Source organism: Ohtaekwangia kribbensis, assembly GCF_042676245.1.
In the GTDB taxonomy this organism is placed as follows: domain Bacteria; phylum Bacteroidota; class Bacteroidia; order Cytophagales; family Cyclobacteriaceae; genus Ohtaekwangia; species Ohtaekwangia kribbensis.
The window spans coordinates 144495-160939 of sequence record NZ_JBHTKA010000008.1; the positions used below are offsets into that span (position 1 = coordinate 144495).

16 protein-coding genes are annotated in these 16445 nt (G+C 43.9%); 9 read left to right on the top strand and 7 right to left on the bottom strand.

All coding sequences use genetic code 11. The features are described from left to right. The first annotated feature begins 105 nt into the window (after positions 1–105). Positions 106–276, top strand: coding sequence for a FeoB-associated Cys-rich membrane protein (locus ACFQ21_RS21325; RefSeq protein WP_377582399.1), 171 nt, complete (start codon positions 106–108; stop codon positions 274–276). Between the two features lies 1 nt (position 277). Here the strand turns inward: ACFQ21_RS21325 and ACFQ21_RS21330 are convergent, their stop codons facing one another. Next, positions 278–1300 carry an SPASM domain-containing protein gene (locus ACFQ21_RS21330; RefSeq protein WP_377582402.1) on the bottom strand — a complete coding sequence of 341 codons (1023 nt, stop codon included), beginning with the start codon at positions 1298–1300 and terminating at the stop codon, positions 278–280. Positions 1301–1373: 73 nt separating this feature from the next. On the opposite strand from ACFQ21_RS21330, the gene ACFQ21_RS21335 reads away from it, so the two are divergent. Beyond that, positions 1374–2537 (top strand): lipoprotein N-acyltransferase Lnb domain-containing protein, encoded by a 1164-nt coding sequence (locus ACFQ21_RS21335; protein ID WP_377582405.1) that lies wholly within the window; start codon positions 1374–1376, stop codon positions 2535–2537. Here the strand turns inward: ACFQ21_RS21335 and ACFQ21_RS21340 are convergent. The 6 genes from ACFQ21_RS21340 to ACFQ21_RS21365 all read right to left on the bottom strand — a co-directional run bounded on the left by ACFQ21_RS21340 (position 2534) and on the right by ACFQ21_RS21365 (position 10885). Further along, positions 2534–3886: a sensor histidine kinase gene (locus tag ACFQ21_RS21340; RefSeq protein WP_377582408.1), complete on the bottom strand. Its 1353-nt coding sequence runs from the start codon at positions 3884–3886 to the stop codon at positions 2534–2536. The genes ACFQ21_RS21335 and ACFQ21_RS21340 overlap by 4 nt on opposite strands. Positions 3887–3965: 79 nt before the next feature. Then, complete coding sequence (gene lpdA / locus ACFQ21_RS21345; protein WP_377582411.1) at positions 3966–5366, bottom strand: dihydrolipoyl dehydrogenase; 1401 nt, start codon at positions 5364–5366, stop codon at positions 3966–3968. Positions 5367–5376: 10 nt separating this feature from the next. Then, positions 5377–6051, bottom strand: coding sequence for a hypothetical protein (locus ACFQ21_RS21350; protein WP_377582414.1), 675 nt, complete (start codon positions 6049–6051; stop codon positions 5377–5379). Continuing rightward, a complete protein-coding gene (locus tag ACFQ21_RS21355) occupies positions 6044–6478 on the bottom strand; it encodes a DUF6452 family protein (protein ID WP_377582417.1) in 435 nt (144 codons plus the stop codon). The genes ACFQ21_RS21350 and ACFQ21_RS21355 overlap by 8 nt, the downstream gene beginning before the upstream one ends. A 31-nt stretch (positions 6479–6509) precedes the next feature. Continuing rightward, positions 6510–8051 carry a 2-oxoglutarate dehydrogenase complex dihydrolipoyllysine-residue succinyltransferase gene (gene odhB / locus ACFQ21_RS21360; protein WP_377582420.1) on the bottom strand — a complete coding sequence of 514 codons (1542 nt, stop codon included), beginning with the start codon at positions 8049–8051 and terminating at the stop codon, positions 6510–6512. An 89-nt stretch (positions 8052–8140) separates the two neighbouring features. Continuing rightward, entirely contained in the window at positions 8141–10885 is a 2745-nt protein-coding gene (locus ACFQ21_RS21365; protein ID WP_377582423.1) for a 2-oxoglutarate dehydrogenase E1 component, read from the bottom strand. 389 nt (positions 10886–11274) lie between these two features. Here ACFQ21_RS21365 and ACFQ21_RS21370 point away from each other — a divergent pair, with 389 nt between their 5' ends. The 7 genes from ACFQ21_RS21370 to accD all read left to right on the top strand — a co-directional run bounded on the left by ACFQ21_RS21370 (position 11275) and on the right by accD (position 16351). Further along, positions 11275–11613: a hypothetical protein gene (locus tag ACFQ21_RS21370; RefSeq protein WP_377582426.1), complete on the top strand. Its 339-nt coding sequence runs from the start codon at positions 11275–11277 to the stop codon at positions 11611–11613. A 108-nt stretch (positions 11614–11721) separates the two neighbouring features. After that, complete coding sequence (locus ACFQ21_RS21375; protein ID WP_377582428.1) at positions 11722–12249, top strand: 30S ribosomal protein S16; 528 nt, start codon at positions 11722–11724, stop codon at positions 12247–12249. 74 nt (positions 12250–12323) lie between these two features. Beyond that, positions 12324–12839 (top strand): ribosome maturation factor RimM, encoded by a 516-nt coding sequence (gene rimM / locus ACFQ21_RS21380; RefSeq protein WP_377582431.1) that lies wholly within the window; start codon positions 12324–12326, stop codon positions 12837–12839. A gap of 57 nt (positions 12840–12896) precedes the next feature. After that, entirely contained in the window at positions 12897–13571 is a 675-nt protein-coding gene (gene trmD, locus ACFQ21_RS21385; protein ID WP_377582434.1) for a tRNA (guanosine(37)-N1)-methyltransferase TrmD, read from the top strand. A 172-nt stretch (positions 13572–13743) separates the two neighbouring features. Further along, entirely contained in the window at positions 13744–14097 is a 354-nt protein-coding gene (gene rplS / locus ACFQ21_RS21390; protein ID WP_377582437.1) for a 50S ribosomal protein L19, read from the top strand. A 266-nt stretch (positions 14098–14363) separates the two neighbouring features. Further along, complete coding sequence (locus tag ACFQ21_RS21395; RefSeq protein ID WP_377582440.1) at positions 14364–15434, top strand: class I fructose-bisphosphate aldolase; 1071 nt, start codon at positions 14364–14366, stop codon at positions 15432–15434. 74 nt (positions 15435–15508) lie between these two features. Next, a complete protein-coding gene (gene accD / locus ACFQ21_RS21400; RefSeq protein ID WP_377582442.1) occupies positions 15509–16351 on the top strand; it encodes an acetyl-CoA carboxylase, carboxyltransferase subunit beta in 843 nt (280 codons plus the stop codon). Positions 16352–16445 lie beyond the last annotated feature (94 nt).

Consider the following 16445-nt stretch of genomic DNA (forward strand, 5'->3'; position numbering starts at 1 on the left):
GTTTGTTCAGATATGTTCGGGCGCGTCCGGCTGCGAACAAAAAATCCGGACGGGCGAACCTTTCCGGTTAGCACATAGTTTCCAAACTGTATTACCTTTGCAGTTATGGTGCAGAATCTTATAGTTGGCCTGATATTTCTTCTCGCATTGATTTATGTGGGCAGACTTATCTATAAAAGTTTCCAGGCCAAGTCTTCGTGCGATTCAGGTTGTGGTAAATGTGGCGCGGTAGATTTTAACAAGATCGAAAAGCAGCTGCGCGAAAAAGGTCTTTAACTTACGCCCAAACCTTCGTTCCCTCCGTACAATTTTTACAGATCTCTATTTCACTTCTTGAGCGCAGCAATGAGGCGCGAAATGTATTGTAAGCTTCACCGTTCCAGACTTCTTCAAATGAATTTTCAGTGAGATCGCCCAAAACGTGGTGTGCATCTTTATCGAAACAACACGGTACTATTTTTCCATCCCACGTTATCACACAACTGTGCCACATCTTCCAGCAATGATTGTCTAAACTGTTCTTGATGGTATAGGAGCCATCGTTCATTTTACGATAGCGTGAGTACTGGTCCTGCTCGGGTATAAGATCAGAGCCGTTGGCATAATCGTATATCTGCGCGGTCTTCAATACCACCTGATCAACACCAATCTGTTTTGCCAAAGTATATACTTCTGGTATCTGGTGTTCGTTAGGTTTCACCACTAAGAATTGAAACATAACGTGTGGCGTTATTGACTTCAGTTTTTTCTTCCAGGCAATAATATTACGCGCACCTTCTATAACCTTCTCCAGACTTCCGCCTACGCGATAGGATTGATAGGTGTCTTGTGTAGTGCCATCAATGGAGATGATGAGTCTGTCCAAACCGGACTCTACGGTTAGCCGCGCATTTTCATCTTTTAGGTAATGCGCGTTGGTTGACGTAGCAGTATATATATTTCTGCTTGCGGCATACTGCACCATATCCAGAAACTGTGGATGCAGATACGGTTCACCCTGAAAATAAAATGTAAGGTAGCTTAACGTTGGTGCGAGCTGATCGATTACGTTCTGAAACAACGGCTGCCCTAACATACCCGTTGCGCGTGTAAACGAACGCAAACCGCTTGGGCATTCCGGACAACGCAGGTTGCACGATGTTGTGGGCTCGAATGAAATGCTGATGGGCAACCCCTGAATGACAGGTACACCCGTGAACCGTGCACGGTGATAACTGGTAACGATCTGTGCTGCATTCCAGGCACGTTTCACCGTTAAGCCGGAAGCAAAGTTCAACTGATCTCTCCACACACGCATCATGCTGCAAGATACTCGCGAAAAGTATCGGATGGATTATGGTAATGTCGTTATATTTCGAAATTCATCTGTGTTTATGAAAAAATTTCTGTTTTTGCTGCTTTGTGTGTCGTTTACAGGTTATGCACAATCTGTTCAACTCTCTGAGCAGGCAACTATTTCTGTGATTACGTGCGGTCCGTGGCAGGGTGAACTATATTCGGCATTCGGTCACAGTGCTTTTCGTGTGCACGACCCGGCACAAGGCATTGACGAAGCTTACAACTATGGTGTATTTGATTTCGACCAGCCTAACTTCTACCTGAACTTTGCACGGGGCTATATGTATTACAAGCTGGGGGTGTATGACTATAATCGTTTCCGGGATGTATATATTTACTACAACCGCTATATACACGAGCAGGAGCTGAACCTGACGCAGGCTCAAAAGCAAAAGATGTATGACTATCTGCAGTGGAATGCGCTGCCTGAAAACGAAAATTACCGCTACGATTATTTCTATGATAACTGCGCTACCAAAATGCCGGGCATTGTATCGCGCACGTTCGGAGACAGTGTTGTGTTTGACGGTTCATATATAAAAACAGACTATACCATTCGCGAGCTCACTGATATTTACCTCGGCCATCAACCGTGGGGCGACCTGGGTATAGATATATGCCTCGGTTCCGAGATCGACAAAAAAGCAACTCCGTATGAGTATATGTTCCTTCCGGATTTTGTTGAATCAGGATTCGATCATGCTACCATTAAACACAACGGAGCTGCTGTACCGTTGGTAAAACAAAAACGAATTGTATATGAGGCCCGGCCGGAAGATGCACCGAAAGGATTACCTCATCCGCTCTATATATTCAGTGCGGTGGCAGCCATCGCTGTATTGCTTACCGTTCTTGATTTCAAAAAGAAGAAACTGTCAACGTGGTTTGATGGGATCATCTTTTCAGTAACGGGTATCATCGGGATATTGCTTGCCTTTTTATGGATTGCTACTGACCACAAGGCTTCCTATAATTTCAATTTGCTCTGGGCATTGCCTACACACATTGTTGCCGTGATTGCTTTTGCAAAACAACCGGCCTGGCTAAAGAAATATTTCCTGGTAGCCGGCATCATTGCTATACTCACCTTAGTATTATGGGCGGTGCTTCCGCAGAAATTGAATCTGTCGCTGATACCGATCGTTGTGATAATGGCGTTGCGTTCGCTAGCGCAGTATAAATTAAGGGAAACAGCTTAAAGAACGGTTACGCGTTTACGTTTCACAACCGGTGTGGTTGAAAGCGTAGCCGGTATGGTAAGGGTAAAGATAGTGCCCTTGCCAAAATCAGATTGTACACTGATATCTCCCGCCATTCGCTCGACCGTTTCTTTTACTATATATAGTCCAAGACCGGAGCCTTTGGACTGGTTGGTGCCACGGAAGAACATATCAAATATCTTGGGAAGCAACTCTGCATCTATACCTTGTCCGTTGTCGGAGACAATCAGCGTGAGTTTACGTTCGCGATAGTATGCCTGGATATTTACCCACGGATCGCGCTTCTCCAGGCTGTGGTATTTTATAGCATTCGAAATGATATTATTCAGAATAACAATAAGTCGCACGCGGTCGGTCTCAATGAGGTAATCACAATTTACATCAGTTTGAAACTTGATCTTGTCGGCATCCTTTGTAAAGGCAAAATTACGGATCACATCATCAACCAGTACTTCTATATTTACCGGTTCCAGTCGTAAACCGGTCTGGCTGTTGCGGGCGTAATCAATGATATCCAGCAGAAAATTATCAAGCGTTTGTGCGCGCTCTTTCAACACTTCGAAGTACGCGAGCACTTCTTCATTTTTATTTTCAGCGAGGGCTGTGTTAATGGCGCCTTTTATATCCATCAACGGAATCTTCAAATCGTGCGATGCACTATAAAAGAAACGATCAAGCTCACGGTTTGCTTTTTCGAGCTCTGTGTTTTTTGTCTTTATCTCGCTCGCTAAACTGATGAGTTTATTCTCGGACTGCTCGTTCATGTTTACCATAAACACAATGAAGAACACCAGTACCGTTATACTCGATACAAAATTTATGATAAACGATCGTTCCAGGTCAATCGCTTCGAACGTAACTTTTCCGAACACATTAAAGTCGGTCGCAAACAAAACGATTGTGAGTACTATAGACAGGCCTATAAAAAAGAAGCGATAAAAATTTTCGTTGATCTCAAACACAACCGCTGCAAGGCCTACCCATGCAAAATAATACATATATATACCCAGCCCGTGATGCGCCAGCGATGAGTATACAAAGAAAAATATATTGAGGAACGACAGCAGTATGATGCGAGCCAGTTTATGGCGACCGTTTTCATTTATCAGGTAACATATAAAGATGGATACAGCCATCGTAAAATCCATCAAAGGCATGAAAAACAATCCATCTACAAGATCTTCCAGTGCATGCAACACGCCTACTACCGTACCAAACATAGCAAACTGCGAAAGCAAAATTACCCGTTTGTATTTACGCTGACCTTCTTTATCGCCAGAGAAGTCACGACTATAGCGCGACCAGTTTCCCGGATGGAGAACGTTCATAGAGGAGAGGGTTTATTAAAATAAATACTGCAGGCTCTCAATATACTCAGAAAGCCTGCAGTTTATAAATATCCAAACACTAAATGTGTATAGCTCTGTTGTCGCTTGCAGCCAGACACGCTTCTTTCACCGCTTCCATATAGGTAGGGTGCGCGTGCGACATACGTGCAACGTCTTCAGCCGATGCTCTGAATTCCATAGCCGTTACTCCGGCTGCGATCATATCGGCAGCACGTGCTCCTATAATGTGTACGCCCAGTATTTCATCCGTCTGCCTATCGGCCAACACTTTTACCAAACCATCGGTATCCATGCTGGCACGTGCACGTCCTAAAGCTTTATACGGGAAACTTCCAGTTTTATAGGCTCTTCCGCTTTGCTTCAGTTGTTCTTCTGTATAGCCTACGCTGGCAACTTCAGGCCAGGTATATACTACACCTGGTATCAGCAGGTAATTAACGTGTGGCTTTTGTCCGGCCAGTTGCTCGGCTACATATACACCTTCTTCTTCTGCTTTGTGCGCCAGCATAGCACCGCGCACTACATCGCCAATAGCGTATACGTTGTCTACTTTTGTCTTTAAGTGATCATCTACCGGAATCTGTCCTTTCTCAGTTTGAATCCCAATCTTGTCGAGACCCAGTCCATCCGTATAAGGTCTGCGACCAATGCTTACAAGACAGTAGTCGCCTTTCAGTTCCAACGCAGTACCGCCATTCTTCGGCTCTGCTTTTACAACGACCTCGCTGCCGGTATTTTCAACAGCCGTAACTTTATGACCGAGGTATACTTCTATTCCCTGTTTCTTCGCTACGCGAGCCAGTTCTTTGCCCATCGTTCCATCCATGGTTGGTATCAGGCTGTCCAGGAATTCAACCACCGTTACTTTCGAGCCGATGCGTGCATATACCGAGCCCAGCTCCATACCAATTACACCTCCACCGATCACAATAAGATGTTTCGGAACTTCTTTCAATTCCAATGCTTCGGTGCTGGATATAATTCTCTTCTTATCGAACGCTGCGAAAGGAAGCGGTGTAGGTTTTGAACCGGTTGCTATAATTACTTTTTCAGTGGTAAGCGTAGTTTCCTTACCATCTTTACTCGTAACCTTTATTGTATTTTTATCTACAAATGATCCAACACCTTTATGAACATCGATCTTGTTTTTCTTCATCAGATACGCAATACCATCTACGTTGGATTTTACCACATCGCCCTTCCGCTTGATCATCTGTGTGAAATTTACTTTCGGGGCCGGTATATCTATACCGTGTTCAGCAAAGTGCTCCTTTGCGTTTGTGAAGTGTTCAGAAGAATCGAGTAACGCTTTGGAAGGAATACATCCTACATTCAAACACGTTCCCCCCAATGTATCGTATTTTTCAACAATAGCCGTTTTAAATCCAAGTTGTGCACAGCGAATGGCTGCTACATATCCTCCGGGGCCGGAGCCAATAACAATGACGTTGTATTGCATAGATCAATAATTATAATTCTAAAAATTTATAAAGTAATCGAATTGAAATCCCTTCTGTTATCCTGTTGCTGTTATGAACACCTTCATCGTTATCTTCAAAGACCTGCATCATACCAGCACCGGGCACATAGTACAACGGGAACTGGTCTTCTTTCGGAGTGCTCACAACATAGTTAATACGAACCTGAAAATTTACAGAAATTCTGTCAGATATAGGCAGTGTGTAATTAGGTTGTAATTCCAGCACAAACAGTTGATTGCGTTGCTTCTTGATGTCTACCAGGTCGCCATAATTATCACCTTCAATTACGATCGTACCCTTCTCCGTAAAGTCAGAGTATATCAATCCGAACTGCAGGTTGAAATCATTAAACTTCTTACGTTCTTTGAAGAGAAATTGTCCTACACCCACACGGTAATATAGACCGGTGTTGGCATAGTCCATATTTCCATAGAGCTCATCCTTGCGTATGTCATTAAAACCAACGGCAACATCAAAAGTTGTATGCGTATTGGTTTTATAGATGATGGAAGGTTCAAACACATACCCGCGCTCGAACACAAGCGGAAAGGTTCGCAGAAGGTCAAGACCAAAGTATAAACGATGTGTATCGTAAGTCTGTGCCTGCGTTAGTGTTGCCAGTAAAAGCAACAGTGTAGTATATACCCATGATCTTTTATTCATCGATGTAAACATAAAGTTCATTGGTATAGTAACTTACTTCATCCGGAAGCCGCGTAAAGGTGGTTGGCTCTGTAATTTCGAAGTCATCGAGAAAAAGTCGGAAGCCACATCGTTGAGATTCCATTTTAACCGTGCGGCTATAGCGAATAGTAAGGGTGTCGTTACCGGTACTGGATTCAAATACAACAATGGTTGAGTCGTCTTTGATAGACACCGGTACGTGCCATTGTGTACTCGGATAATCGTAGGTGTCCTTTTCCTTGCCGCCCACCCCATATACACGGGTGTAGCGCTTTTCCGTGGCGAAGCTTATATATAGCGTGGGCTCGCCTTCCTGGCCATCGCATTCATCGATACAGCCTGTATAGAAAAAAAGACATGAAATAAAAATTACACTCAGGCATCCCTTGAATAATTTATACTTCATGTCTTTATAATGAAACTATATGTGATTCAGATTAAACTCCGAGAATAAGTCTTCCCGGATCTTCCAGTAATTCTTTCACTCGTACCAGGAAGCTTACGGACTCTCTTCCGTCAATGATACGGTGATCATACGAAAGCGCGAGGTACATAATCGGACGAACCACCACTTCACCATTCTTTACCACAGGACGCTCAACAATGTTGTGCATACCTAATATAGCAGACTGCGGAGGGTTGATGATTGGTGTTGAAAGCATGGAGCCGAACACACCACCATTGGTAATGGAGAATGTACCACCTGTCATTTCTTCGATTGACAGTTTACCATCACGTCCGCGTGTAGCAAGACGGATAACTTCGCTTTCGATCTGGTTGAATGAAAGTGATTCAGCGTTGCGAATTACCGGCACAACCAAACCACGTGGTGTTGATACAGCGATAGATATATCGCAGTAGTCGTGGTATATAACTTCATCTTTATCGATCGATGCATTTACCGCAGGGAAATCTTTCAATGCAGTACATACAGCTTTCGTGAAGAATGACATAAAGCCAAGACCTACGCCATATTTCTCTTTGAACTGATCTTTATACTTGGAACGAAGATCCATTACAGGCTTCATGTCTACTTCGTTAAACGTAGTAAGCATAGCCGTTTCGTTCTTCACAGCAACAAGTCTCTTCGCGATTGTTTTACGCAGCGAAGTCATTTTCTCTCTGCGCTCACCACGACCACCTCCGCTTACAATCACCGGAGGTGCAGAAGCTGTTTGTGGTTTAGCTTCCTGTTTGGCAGGAGTCGCTGTTGCCTTCTGCGCATCTTCTTTTGTAATTCTTCCACCTACACCAGAACCGGCAACCTGGTTGGAAGGAATTCCTTTTTCGTCCAGGATCTTCGCAGCCGCAGGTGACGGATGTCCTGCCGCGTATGTTTTATCAGCAGCGTTTGCTGTTGTTGCAGCCGGTGCTGTAGCTTGTTTCGTTTGAGCAGGTGCGCCTTCTGTTACTTCTATTTTACAAATCAGGCCGCCAATAGGAAGTGTTTCTTTTTCTTTGGCAACAATGCGCAGTATACCCGATGCTTCTGCGGGTAGCTCGAACGTTGCTTTATCCGATTCTACTTCAGCAATAACTTCGTCAATGTTAACAAAGTCACCGTCTTTCTTCAGCCAGGTAGAAATTGTTACTTCCGTGATGGATTCACCCACAGCAGGAACTTTCATTTCTTTTACTCCACCGGTAGCTTTCGGTGCTGATGCTGCCGGAGCAGCCGCTGGTGCTTGTGCTGCGGGTTGAGCTGGTGTAGCAGCTGGTTTGGATGCAGCAGCAGTAGCCTGTCCGTTAGAATCGATCTCGGCTATTACATCACCGATCGGTACAGTATCGCCTTGTTGTTTTACGATCTTCAGAACACCTGCACTTTGTGCAGTCAGTTCAAAGGTTGCTTTATCAGATTCCAGCTCGGCAATTACTTCATCGAGCTGTACGGTGTCTCCGTCTTTCTTTAACCAGTTTGCAATAGTTACTTCCGAAATTGATTCGCCTACTGCGGGTACTTTTATCTGTAATGCCATTCGATTGGTTGATTTTATGGATTGTTCAACTGACGTTGGAATTTATACTTCACCTGAAATATACTCTTCCAACGTCAATCTGCTATCAGTTAAATTTCAAAAGCTTTATTAACAAGTTTATCCTGCTCTACCTTGTGTACTTTCAGGTAGCCCGTTGCCGGAGATGCACTTGCCTTGCGTGATACGAACTCAAGATCGTATTTCGGCATCATACGAACAATGTACGATTGTGCTCCCATGTTGGCCGGTTCTTCCTGCGCCCATACAAGTTTAGCATCTTTATACTTCTTGAGCACGGCTTTCAGTTGTTTTTCCGGGAACGGATGGAGTTGCTCCAGGCGAACAATTGCAGTGTCTTTGTTCTTACGCTTCTGCTGTACTTCTACCAGGTCGTAATATATTTTACCGCTGCAGAGAATCACACGATTCACTTCTTTCGCATTTACACTGGCATCATCCAGCACTTCCGCGAATGAACCCGAAGTGAAATCTTTCAGCGGAGAAATAACAGCCGGATGGCGCAACAATGATTTAGGCGAGAACACCACGCATGGTTTACGGAACGGCCACGCTACCTGTCTTCTCAACAAATGGAAGAAGTTAGCAGGTGTAGTCGGGTTCGATACAACCATGTTATACTCTGCTGCCAGTTGCAGAAATCTTTCCGGACGACAGCTTGAATGCTCAGGTCCCTGACCTTCATAACCGTGTGGCAGTAACATTACCATACCGTTCATGCGCTGCCATTTTGATTCAGCACTTGAGAGGAACTGGTCAATAATTACCTGTGCTCCGTTTACAAAATCACCAAACTGTGCTTCCCACAGAACCAGCGCGGTTGGTGATGACATGGCGTAACCATACTCAAAACCTAACACGCCAAACTCTGATAACAGCGAGTTATAGATGTGGAATTTAGCCTGGCTCTTGTCAAGGTTATTCAGTCCGCAATACGGCTCGTTTGTATTCGCATCGAAGAAGTATGCATGGCGGTGTGAGAATGTACCGCGTCTTACATCCTGACCAGACATACGCACCGGAGTTTTTTCCAGAAGCATAGAACCATAGGCAAGCAATTCTGCTTCTGCCCATCCTAATACTTTCTCCTCGAAGAATGCTGTTGTTCTGTCTTTGAGTAATTTTTCGATCTGCTTCAGTGGCTTGAAGCCTTCCGGTATATTGGTAAGTGCTTTACCTACTTTCTCAACTACACTTTCTTTGATTCCCGTCTCAGGCGATTTATCAAAATCATCCGGTTTAGCCCAGCGCATTTGCTCCCACTCTTCTTCAATTTTTTGTGGTTTATAGGGAAGCGGTTTTTGTTTTACTTCGTTGAGTCTGTCCTGAAGCTGGTTACGGAAATTCTTATCCATTTCATCAGCCAAAGCTGCATCAACATCACCACGTTCAATCAGTTTTTTCACATAAATCTCGCGTGGGTTCGGATGCTTGGCAATGATGTTATAAAGTTTAGGCTGTGTGAATTTCGGTTCATCGCTTTCATTGTGACCATGTCTTCTGTAGCAAAGCAGGTCGATGAAAATGTCTTTTCCGAACTTCATGCGATACTCCACTGATAATTTAGCTGCAAAGCTCACCGCTTCAGCATCATCACCATTAACGTGCAGTACAGGAGCGTCAACAATCTTCGCTATATCTGTACAATATATACTGGTACGTGCATCATCATAGTCAGTAGTAAAACCAACCTGGTTGTTGATCACGAAGTGAATCGTTCCACCCGTAGTATAGCCTGGCAGACCAGACATCTGTACTACTTCGTATACTATACCCTGGCCGGCAACGGCAGCATCTCCGTGAATGAGAATCGCCATACCTTTTGAAAGCTCTCCTTTATACTCGTCATCAATCTGACCACGGGTATAACCAAGCACCAATGGATCAACTGCCTCCAAGTGCGAAGGGTTAGGCGTAAGCTTTACATATATCTTTTTGCCGGATGGTGTATTGATGTGACTTGAATACCCCAGGTGGTACTTCACGTCACCATCACCCATGGTAAGGTTCTCCGGACTTACGTTTCCTTCGAACTCTGTAAAGATCTGCTCGTAGGTTTTACCAAGTATGTTAGCCAGTACGTTGAGGCGACCGCGGTGCGCCATACCGATAACAACTTCTTTTACATCCAGCTCAGCCGCTACGTTAATTACAGTGTTCAGTGCAGGAATTGTATTCTCCCCACCTTCCAGCGAGAAACGTTTTTGCCCGAGGAATTTTGTATGAAGGAAGTTTTCGAATACAACCGCTTCGTTGAGTTTATTCAGAATGCGCTTTTTCTCGTCTTGCGCAGGATTATAGGTGTAATATTCCTTTTCAATTTTCTGATACAACCACGCGCGCACATCATCATTGCGAATGAAGTTGTGTTCAAAACCGATAGGTCCTAAATATACCGCGTTCAGTTTCTCAATGATCTTGCGCAACGTTGAGCGTTGCATGCCAATTTCAGCTGCTACATCAAACTCTGTATCAAGATCAGCATCGGTTAACCCAACGCTCTTGTGATCGAGGTTTACATTATGATTTCTTCTTTCGCGTACCGGGTTTGTTTTCGATTTCAGGTGACCGAAAGAGCGATACTGAAAAATGAGATTTCGAACCTGCGTCTCTTTTATAGAGAGTGAATCTGCTACAGTACCTGCAGGTGCGCCATTGCCGTTTGCTTTGTCACCATAACGTTCCTGTGAGAAGTCATATCCTTCAAAGAACTTTTGCCAGGTGGCGTCAACAGAGGTTGGATCCTTTTTATAATTTTGATAGAGTTGATCGAGATAACCAACGTCTGCATTTGAGATGTATGAATATTTGTCCATGGTTTTTATAGAAAGTGAACAAATGTAGAGAAGGTGGTTTTCATAAAAAAACCGTTAAATCGCATAAACAATTATTTGCGGGTTAATTCATAAAAAAAGGCACTTCACACGAATGAGAAGTGCCTTTGTCCGCTCTGGAAATTAAAAGCTATCAGGTTTGATGGGACTATGTATCCTGGAGAGAATAAGCTTCGAATCTTTCACTTTAGAATGGGCTCGTGTTCGCGGTTATATGTTTAAACTTCATTTGACTGTACGGTTGAATCGGATATAATTGTTCTCAATTCGATGTAATTATAATTCAACGTGACAAAAAATCACATTTTTAGCGCACAAAATTCACACGCACGGAATCGCACGGTATGTAAGAAGCGCTCTAAGTTTGTGACATGGCGTTACACATTGGACGAGAAATTGAAATCAGATATAAAGAATCTGGCCTTAAACTTTCAGAATTTGCCAAAAGGCTGAACACAAGTTCACGTAATGTTTATGATATCTTCGAACGAAGTGAGATCAAAACAGATCAGCTGGAAAGGATTAGCAAAATTCTGAATTTCAATTTTTTCTCGCTTTATCAGGATAGCGGTGTGCAGGAGGCAAATGTTCCGTACACGCGAAAAGAGAAAAACAATTCAATCTCCATAGTTGTTGAATTAGACGGGCAAGACAGCACGTTAAATCAACTGGTGCACAAGTTAACCGCGATCAACAAGACTTTGAACTAGGCGAATGTCAGCCAATTCGTTACGAAGGGTTGTCGGGCCAAAAAAAAGCGTTAACTTTGCGACCTTTAAAAATCAGGACGAGTTCCACATTTTAAAAACTAACAAGAGATGGTTAAAATCAGATTGGCCCGCAGAGGCCGCAAGAAACTGGCGATGTTCGATGTAGTCGTTGCTGACGCCAGAGCTCCACGCGATGGACGCTTTATTGAAAAAATCGGGACTTATAATCCCCTCACCAACCCTGCAACGATCGACCTGAAAGACGATCGCGCTTTTCATTGGGTTATGAACGGTGCACAGCCTAGCGATACTGTTAAAGCTATGCTTTCTTACCGTGGTATCTTAATGAAGAAGCACCTCCAGATTGGTGTTATTAAAGGTGCTTTAACACAAGACCAGGCTGATGCTAAATTAGCTGACTGGTTGAAAGGTAAAGATGCCAAGATCGAAGCGAAGCGCAACAAACTTTCAGAAGCTAAACAAGCTGACCTGAAAGCTCGTAAAGCTGCTGAAACAAAAGTGAAAGAAGCTCGTGCTGAAGCTATTCGTAAGAAAGCTGAAGTTGCTGCCGCTGCTCCATCAGCTCCTGCTGAAGCTGCCGCTGAAGGCGAAGCTCCTGCTGCTGAACAAGCTTAATTATTTGAAATTGAATTGTGTGCCGGTTCCGATCTTCTTCGGGACCGGCATATTTATTTTAGGAATGTGCCTCCATGAATATTGATTCGTGCTATAAAATAGGTTTGGTTTTAAAACCACACGGTTTAAAAGGAGAAGTAACGGTTTCTATCGATCCGGATACTCCCAACGACTTCGCTACTTTAGACGCTGTATTTCTCGCAAGCAATGAGCGGCTCGTTCCGTACTTCATTCAGCAGGTGTCGGTGCGCGGAGCGAAAGCATTTGTAAAGTTTGAGGATGTTGACTCTGCTGAAGATGCCGGAAAAATTTCCAAGCAGACTATATATTTACCGAAGACAGCGCGTCCTAAATCTACACGTGGCGAGTTCTACGATGATGAAGTAATAGACTTCGAAGTGATCGATGAGACAAGCGGTGTGCTGGGAAATGTAACGGAAGTGATGCAGGCCGGTGCTAATCGTTTACTGGTACTAATGCATGATGGTAAAGAAGTATTGATTCCGGTGAACAGCCCCTTCATTACGAGTATAAATAAATCCAAGAAGAAAATCAGTGTAGATCTTCCGGAGGGCTTTCTGGATATCTGATGTTAATCTTATTGAGAGTTACTGACTTTTGAGTTATTTGTCTTTAGTAGTATATATATGCACATCGATATCATTACCACGTTACCCAAACTTGTTGAGAGTCCGTTCTCGGATTCTATCTTAAAGAGAGCACAGGCAAAAGGTATAGTTACCGTTAACGTGATTGACTTACGTCAATACGCAACCAACAAGCATCGCACTACCGATGACTATGCTTTTGGTGGTGGTGCCGGCATGGTGATGATGATTGAGCCAATCGATAATTGTATTGCCGATCTTAAATCGAAACGCGAGTACGATGATATAATTTATATGAGTCCGGATGGTCAGCGGCTGAATCAGTCTCTTGCCAATGAACTTAGTCTGAAGAAAAATTTAATCCTGCTCTGCGGCCATTACAAAGGTGTAGACGAACGTGTTCGCGAGCATCTGATAACCCGCGAAATAAGCATTGGGGATTATGTTCTTTCGGGAGGAGAGCTGGCTGCAGCCGTTGTTGCTGATGCCGTGATCAGGTTAATTCCTGGAGTATTATCGGATGAGACATCGGCATTAAGTGATTCCTTCCAAGATAATCTGATTGCCCCACCCGTATATACCCGACCAGCAGAGTATAAGGGATGGAAAGTTCCAGACGTTTTACTTTCCGGGCATGCCACCAAAATTGAAGAGTGGCGACACGAGCAATCGCTGGAACGCACCCGCCAGCGAAGACCAGAACTGCTGAAATAATGCTTTCAGACTTAATTATTCGCAGATTTGTACGGAACCATCGAAGCCCAAACCTGCGAAAACAGATGAATTTGGAGGCTTTGATAATTAATCAGTTAAATCTTGGGGCTTGCCTCTGAATTTCTCAATTCTTTCCATACATTTGCAGTCCAATTTTCAAAACCATCGAGTTATGGCAGACTTAATTAAATTAGTTGAGCAGGAATTTGCGAAAGTCCGTGAATCTGTTCCCAGCTTCAATCCTGGTGATACTATCAACGTTCACGTGAAAATAAAAGAAGGTAACAAAGAGCGTATCCAGCAATTCCAGGGCACTGTAATCCAGCGCAGAGGATTCGGAACAAACGGTGAGACCTTCACAGTAAGAAAAGTATCTAATGGTGTAGGTGTTGAGCGTATCTTCCCAATCGTATCTCCTACTATCGATAAAATCGAAGTATTGAAGCAAGGTAAAGTTCGCAGAGCGAAACTGTACTACATGAAAGGCCGTCAAGGTAAGGCTGCCCGTATCAAGGAAAAGCTTTAAGCGGTACCGATTCAAAACATCAGAAGGCCATTCCGAATTTTCGGAATGGCTTTTTGCTTTTCAGCACCTTTTTATTTCGGCATTGGGAGGCTTTAGTAGTCTGAAATTTTTCACTTCCGTGAGAATAAAAATTCCAAAGTAAAAATCTAACACGATTGAATGACGTCAAAAACCGCGAAATTTGCGTTAATTAGCATACAATTAAATAATTAATAACTTTGTCCCCGCTCATTAAAAAACCATAACCAGACCAATAATTAATAATTATGGCAAAGAACATCGTAGAGCTTTTGGGCAAAGACGCAGATTTCCTGTTGAAGCACCAGAGCAAAACTATTTCAAAAGATCGCCTTCATCTTCCGAATCCGAATTTTGTAGACAACATCTTCGTACAATCAAACCGCTCTCCGCAGGTATTGAGAAGTCTCCAGCAATTATTCGGAACAGGTCGCCTCGCGAACACTGGCTTCCTTTCTATTCTTCCGATCGATCAAGGTATCGAGCACAGTGCCGGTGCATCTTTTGCAAAGAACCCAGACTACTTTGATCCTGAAAATATTATCAAGCTTGCTATCGAAGGTGGTTGCAACGGAGTGGCTACTACATACGGTGTGCTGGCGATGATGTCAAGAAAATATGCCCACCGCATTCCTTTCATTGTAAAGATCAACCACAACGAGCTCCTTACCTATCCTAACAAAGCTGACGAGATCATGTTCGGCTCTGTAGAAGATGCATGGAACCTGGGAGCAGTTGCTGTTGGAGCAACTATATATTTCGGCTCAGACAACGCTACGCGTCAGATCCAGGAAGTTGCTGCAGCTTTTGAAAAGGCACATCAATTAGGTATGGGTACTATACTGTGGTGCTATACCCGTAATAACGCTTTCAAACAAGGTGGTGTTGATTATCACGTATCTGCTGACTTAACTGGTCAGGCAAACCACCTGGGTGTAACAATCCAGGCGGACATCATCAAACAAAAACTTGCTGAGAACAACGGTGGTTACAAAGCATTGAACACCGGTGGAAGCAGCTACGGTAAACTGGATGAAAGAATTTATACAGATTTAACTTCTGATCACCCGATCGATCTTTGCCGCTACCAGGTAGCAAACTGCTTCATGGGCCGCGCAGGTTTGATCAACTCTGGAGGAGAGTCAAAAGGTCAGAGTGATTTAGCAGATGCAGTACGCACAGCTGTTATCAACAAACGTGCTGGTGGTATGGGTCTGATCTCTGGTAGAAAAGCATTCCAGCGTCCATTGAAAGAAGGTGTAGAGATTCTGAATGTGATTCAGGATGTATACCTCGACAAGTCGATTGACGTGGCATAGTTTATTTATCGAACAAGCCGATGTATCTTTCCCGATGCATCGGCTTTATTTTTTACTAAAATTTTTTTTAACACATGGCTTGGTTCAAACGCAGTGATAAAGGTATAGTAACACCTACGGAATCGAAACGTGAGGTGCCTGACGGACTATGGTTTAAATCGCCTGCCGGCAAGATCATTCACACCCGGGAGCTGAAGAGCAACGCCTACGTAGTGCCCGAAGAAGATTATCATGTGCGTATAGGCTCCGAAGAGTATTTTGAAGTACTGTTCGACAACAATGAATTTACTGAGCTCGACCCGAACATGGAGTCTGCTGACCCGCTGACTTTCAAAGACACAAAAGCATATCCGAAACGCATCAAGGAATCGCAGGAGAAATCTCAACTGAAGGATGCGGTTCGTACGGCCTACGGAAAAATAAACGGACTTGATATTACCATCGCTTGTATGGACTTCACGTTCATTGGTGGTTCAATGGGTTCCGTTGTGGGCGAGAAAATTGCCCGCGCGATGGACCACAGTCTCAAAAACAAGAAACCTTTCCTCATGATCTCCCGCTCGGGCGGTGCGCGTATGATGGAAGCGGGTTTATCGCTGATGCAGATGGCCAAAACTTCCGCCAAGATCGCGTTGCTTGATCAGGCAAAGATTCCCTATATATCCTTGCTGACAGACCCTACAACGGGTGGTGTAACAGCATCGTATGCTATGTTGGGAGACTTTAACATTGCTGAACCAGGTTCCCTCATCGGGTTTGCCGGGCCGCGTGTTATCCGCGAAACCATCGGTAAAGATCTGCCAAAAGGATTTCAGAGCGCTGAGTTTGTGTTGGAACACGGCTTCCTCGATTTTATCATCGATCGCAGAAACCTGAAGAACAGAATTTCTACGCTGCTGAAAATGCTGCAAGACTAATTCATCCTTAAGAGACTATATATACTTTTGAAAATCGTCCGGCAACGGACGATTTTTTTATTTATAGCCTTTGGCGATATACCGAGGCGTAGGG

Excerpts from the sequence above, each read along its gene's own strand:
- ACFQ21_RS21325 (WP_377582399.1), top strand. The coding sequence starts at position 106 with ATGGTGCAGAATCTTATAGTTGGCCTGATATTTCTTCTCGCATTGATT.
- ACFQ21_RS21330 (WP_377582402.1), bottom strand. The coding sequence starts at position 1,300 with ATGATGCGTGTGTGGAGAGATCAGTTGAACTTTGCTTCCGGCTTAACG.
- ACFQ21_RS21335 (WP_377582405.1), top strand. The coding sequence starts at position 1,374 with ATGAAAAAATTTCTGTTTTTGCTGCTTTGTGTGTCGTTTACAGGTTAT.
- ACFQ21_RS21340 (WP_377582408.1), bottom strand. The coding sequence starts at position 3,886 with ATGAACGTTCTCCATCCGGGAAACTGGTCGCGCTATAGTCGTGACTTC.
- lpdA (WP_377582411.1), bottom strand. The coding sequence starts at position 5,366 with ATGCAATACAACGTCATTGTTATTGGCTCCGGCCCCGGAGGATATGTA.
- ACFQ21_RS21350 (WP_377582414.1), bottom strand. The coding sequence starts at position 6,051 with ATGAATAAAAGATCATGGGTATATACTACACTGTTGCTTTTACTGGCA.
- ACFQ21_RS21355 (WP_377582417.1), bottom strand. The coding sequence starts at position 6,478 with ATGAAGTATAAATTATTCAAGGGATGCCTGAGTGTAATTTTTATTTCA.
- odhB (WP_377582420.1), bottom strand. The coding sequence starts at position 8,051 with ATGGCATTACAGATAAAAGTACCCGCAGTAGGCGAATCAATTTCGGAA.
- ACFQ21_RS21365 (WP_377582423.1), bottom strand. The coding sequence starts at position 10,885 with ATGGACAAATATTCATACATCTCAAATGCAGACGTTGGTTATCTCGAT.
- ACFQ21_RS21370 (WP_377582426.1), top strand. The coding sequence starts at position 11,275 with ATGGCGTTACACATTGGACGAGAAATTGAAATCAGATATAAAGAATCT.
- ACFQ21_RS21375 (WP_377582428.1), top strand. The coding sequence starts at position 11,722 with ATGGTTAAAATCAGATTGGCCCGCAGAGGCCGCAAGAAACTGGCGATG.
- rimM (WP_377582431.1), top strand. The coding sequence starts at position 12,324 with ATGAATATTGATTCGTGCTATAAAATAGGTTTGGTTTTAAAACCACAC.
- trmD (WP_377582434.1), top strand. The coding sequence starts at position 12,897 with ATGCACATCGATATCATTACCACGTTACCCAAACTTGTTGAGAGTCCG.
- rplS (WP_377582437.1), top strand. The coding sequence starts at position 13,744 with ATGGCAGACTTAATTAAATTAGTTGAGCAGGAATTTGCGAAAGTCCGT.
- ACFQ21_RS21395 (WP_377582440.1), top strand. The coding sequence starts at position 14,364 with ATGGCAAAGAACATCGTAGAGCTTTTGGGCAAAGACGCAGATTTCCTG.
- accD (WP_377582442.1), top strand. The coding sequence starts at position 15,509 with ATGGCTTGGTTCAAACGCAGTGATAAAGGTATAGTAACACCTACGGAA.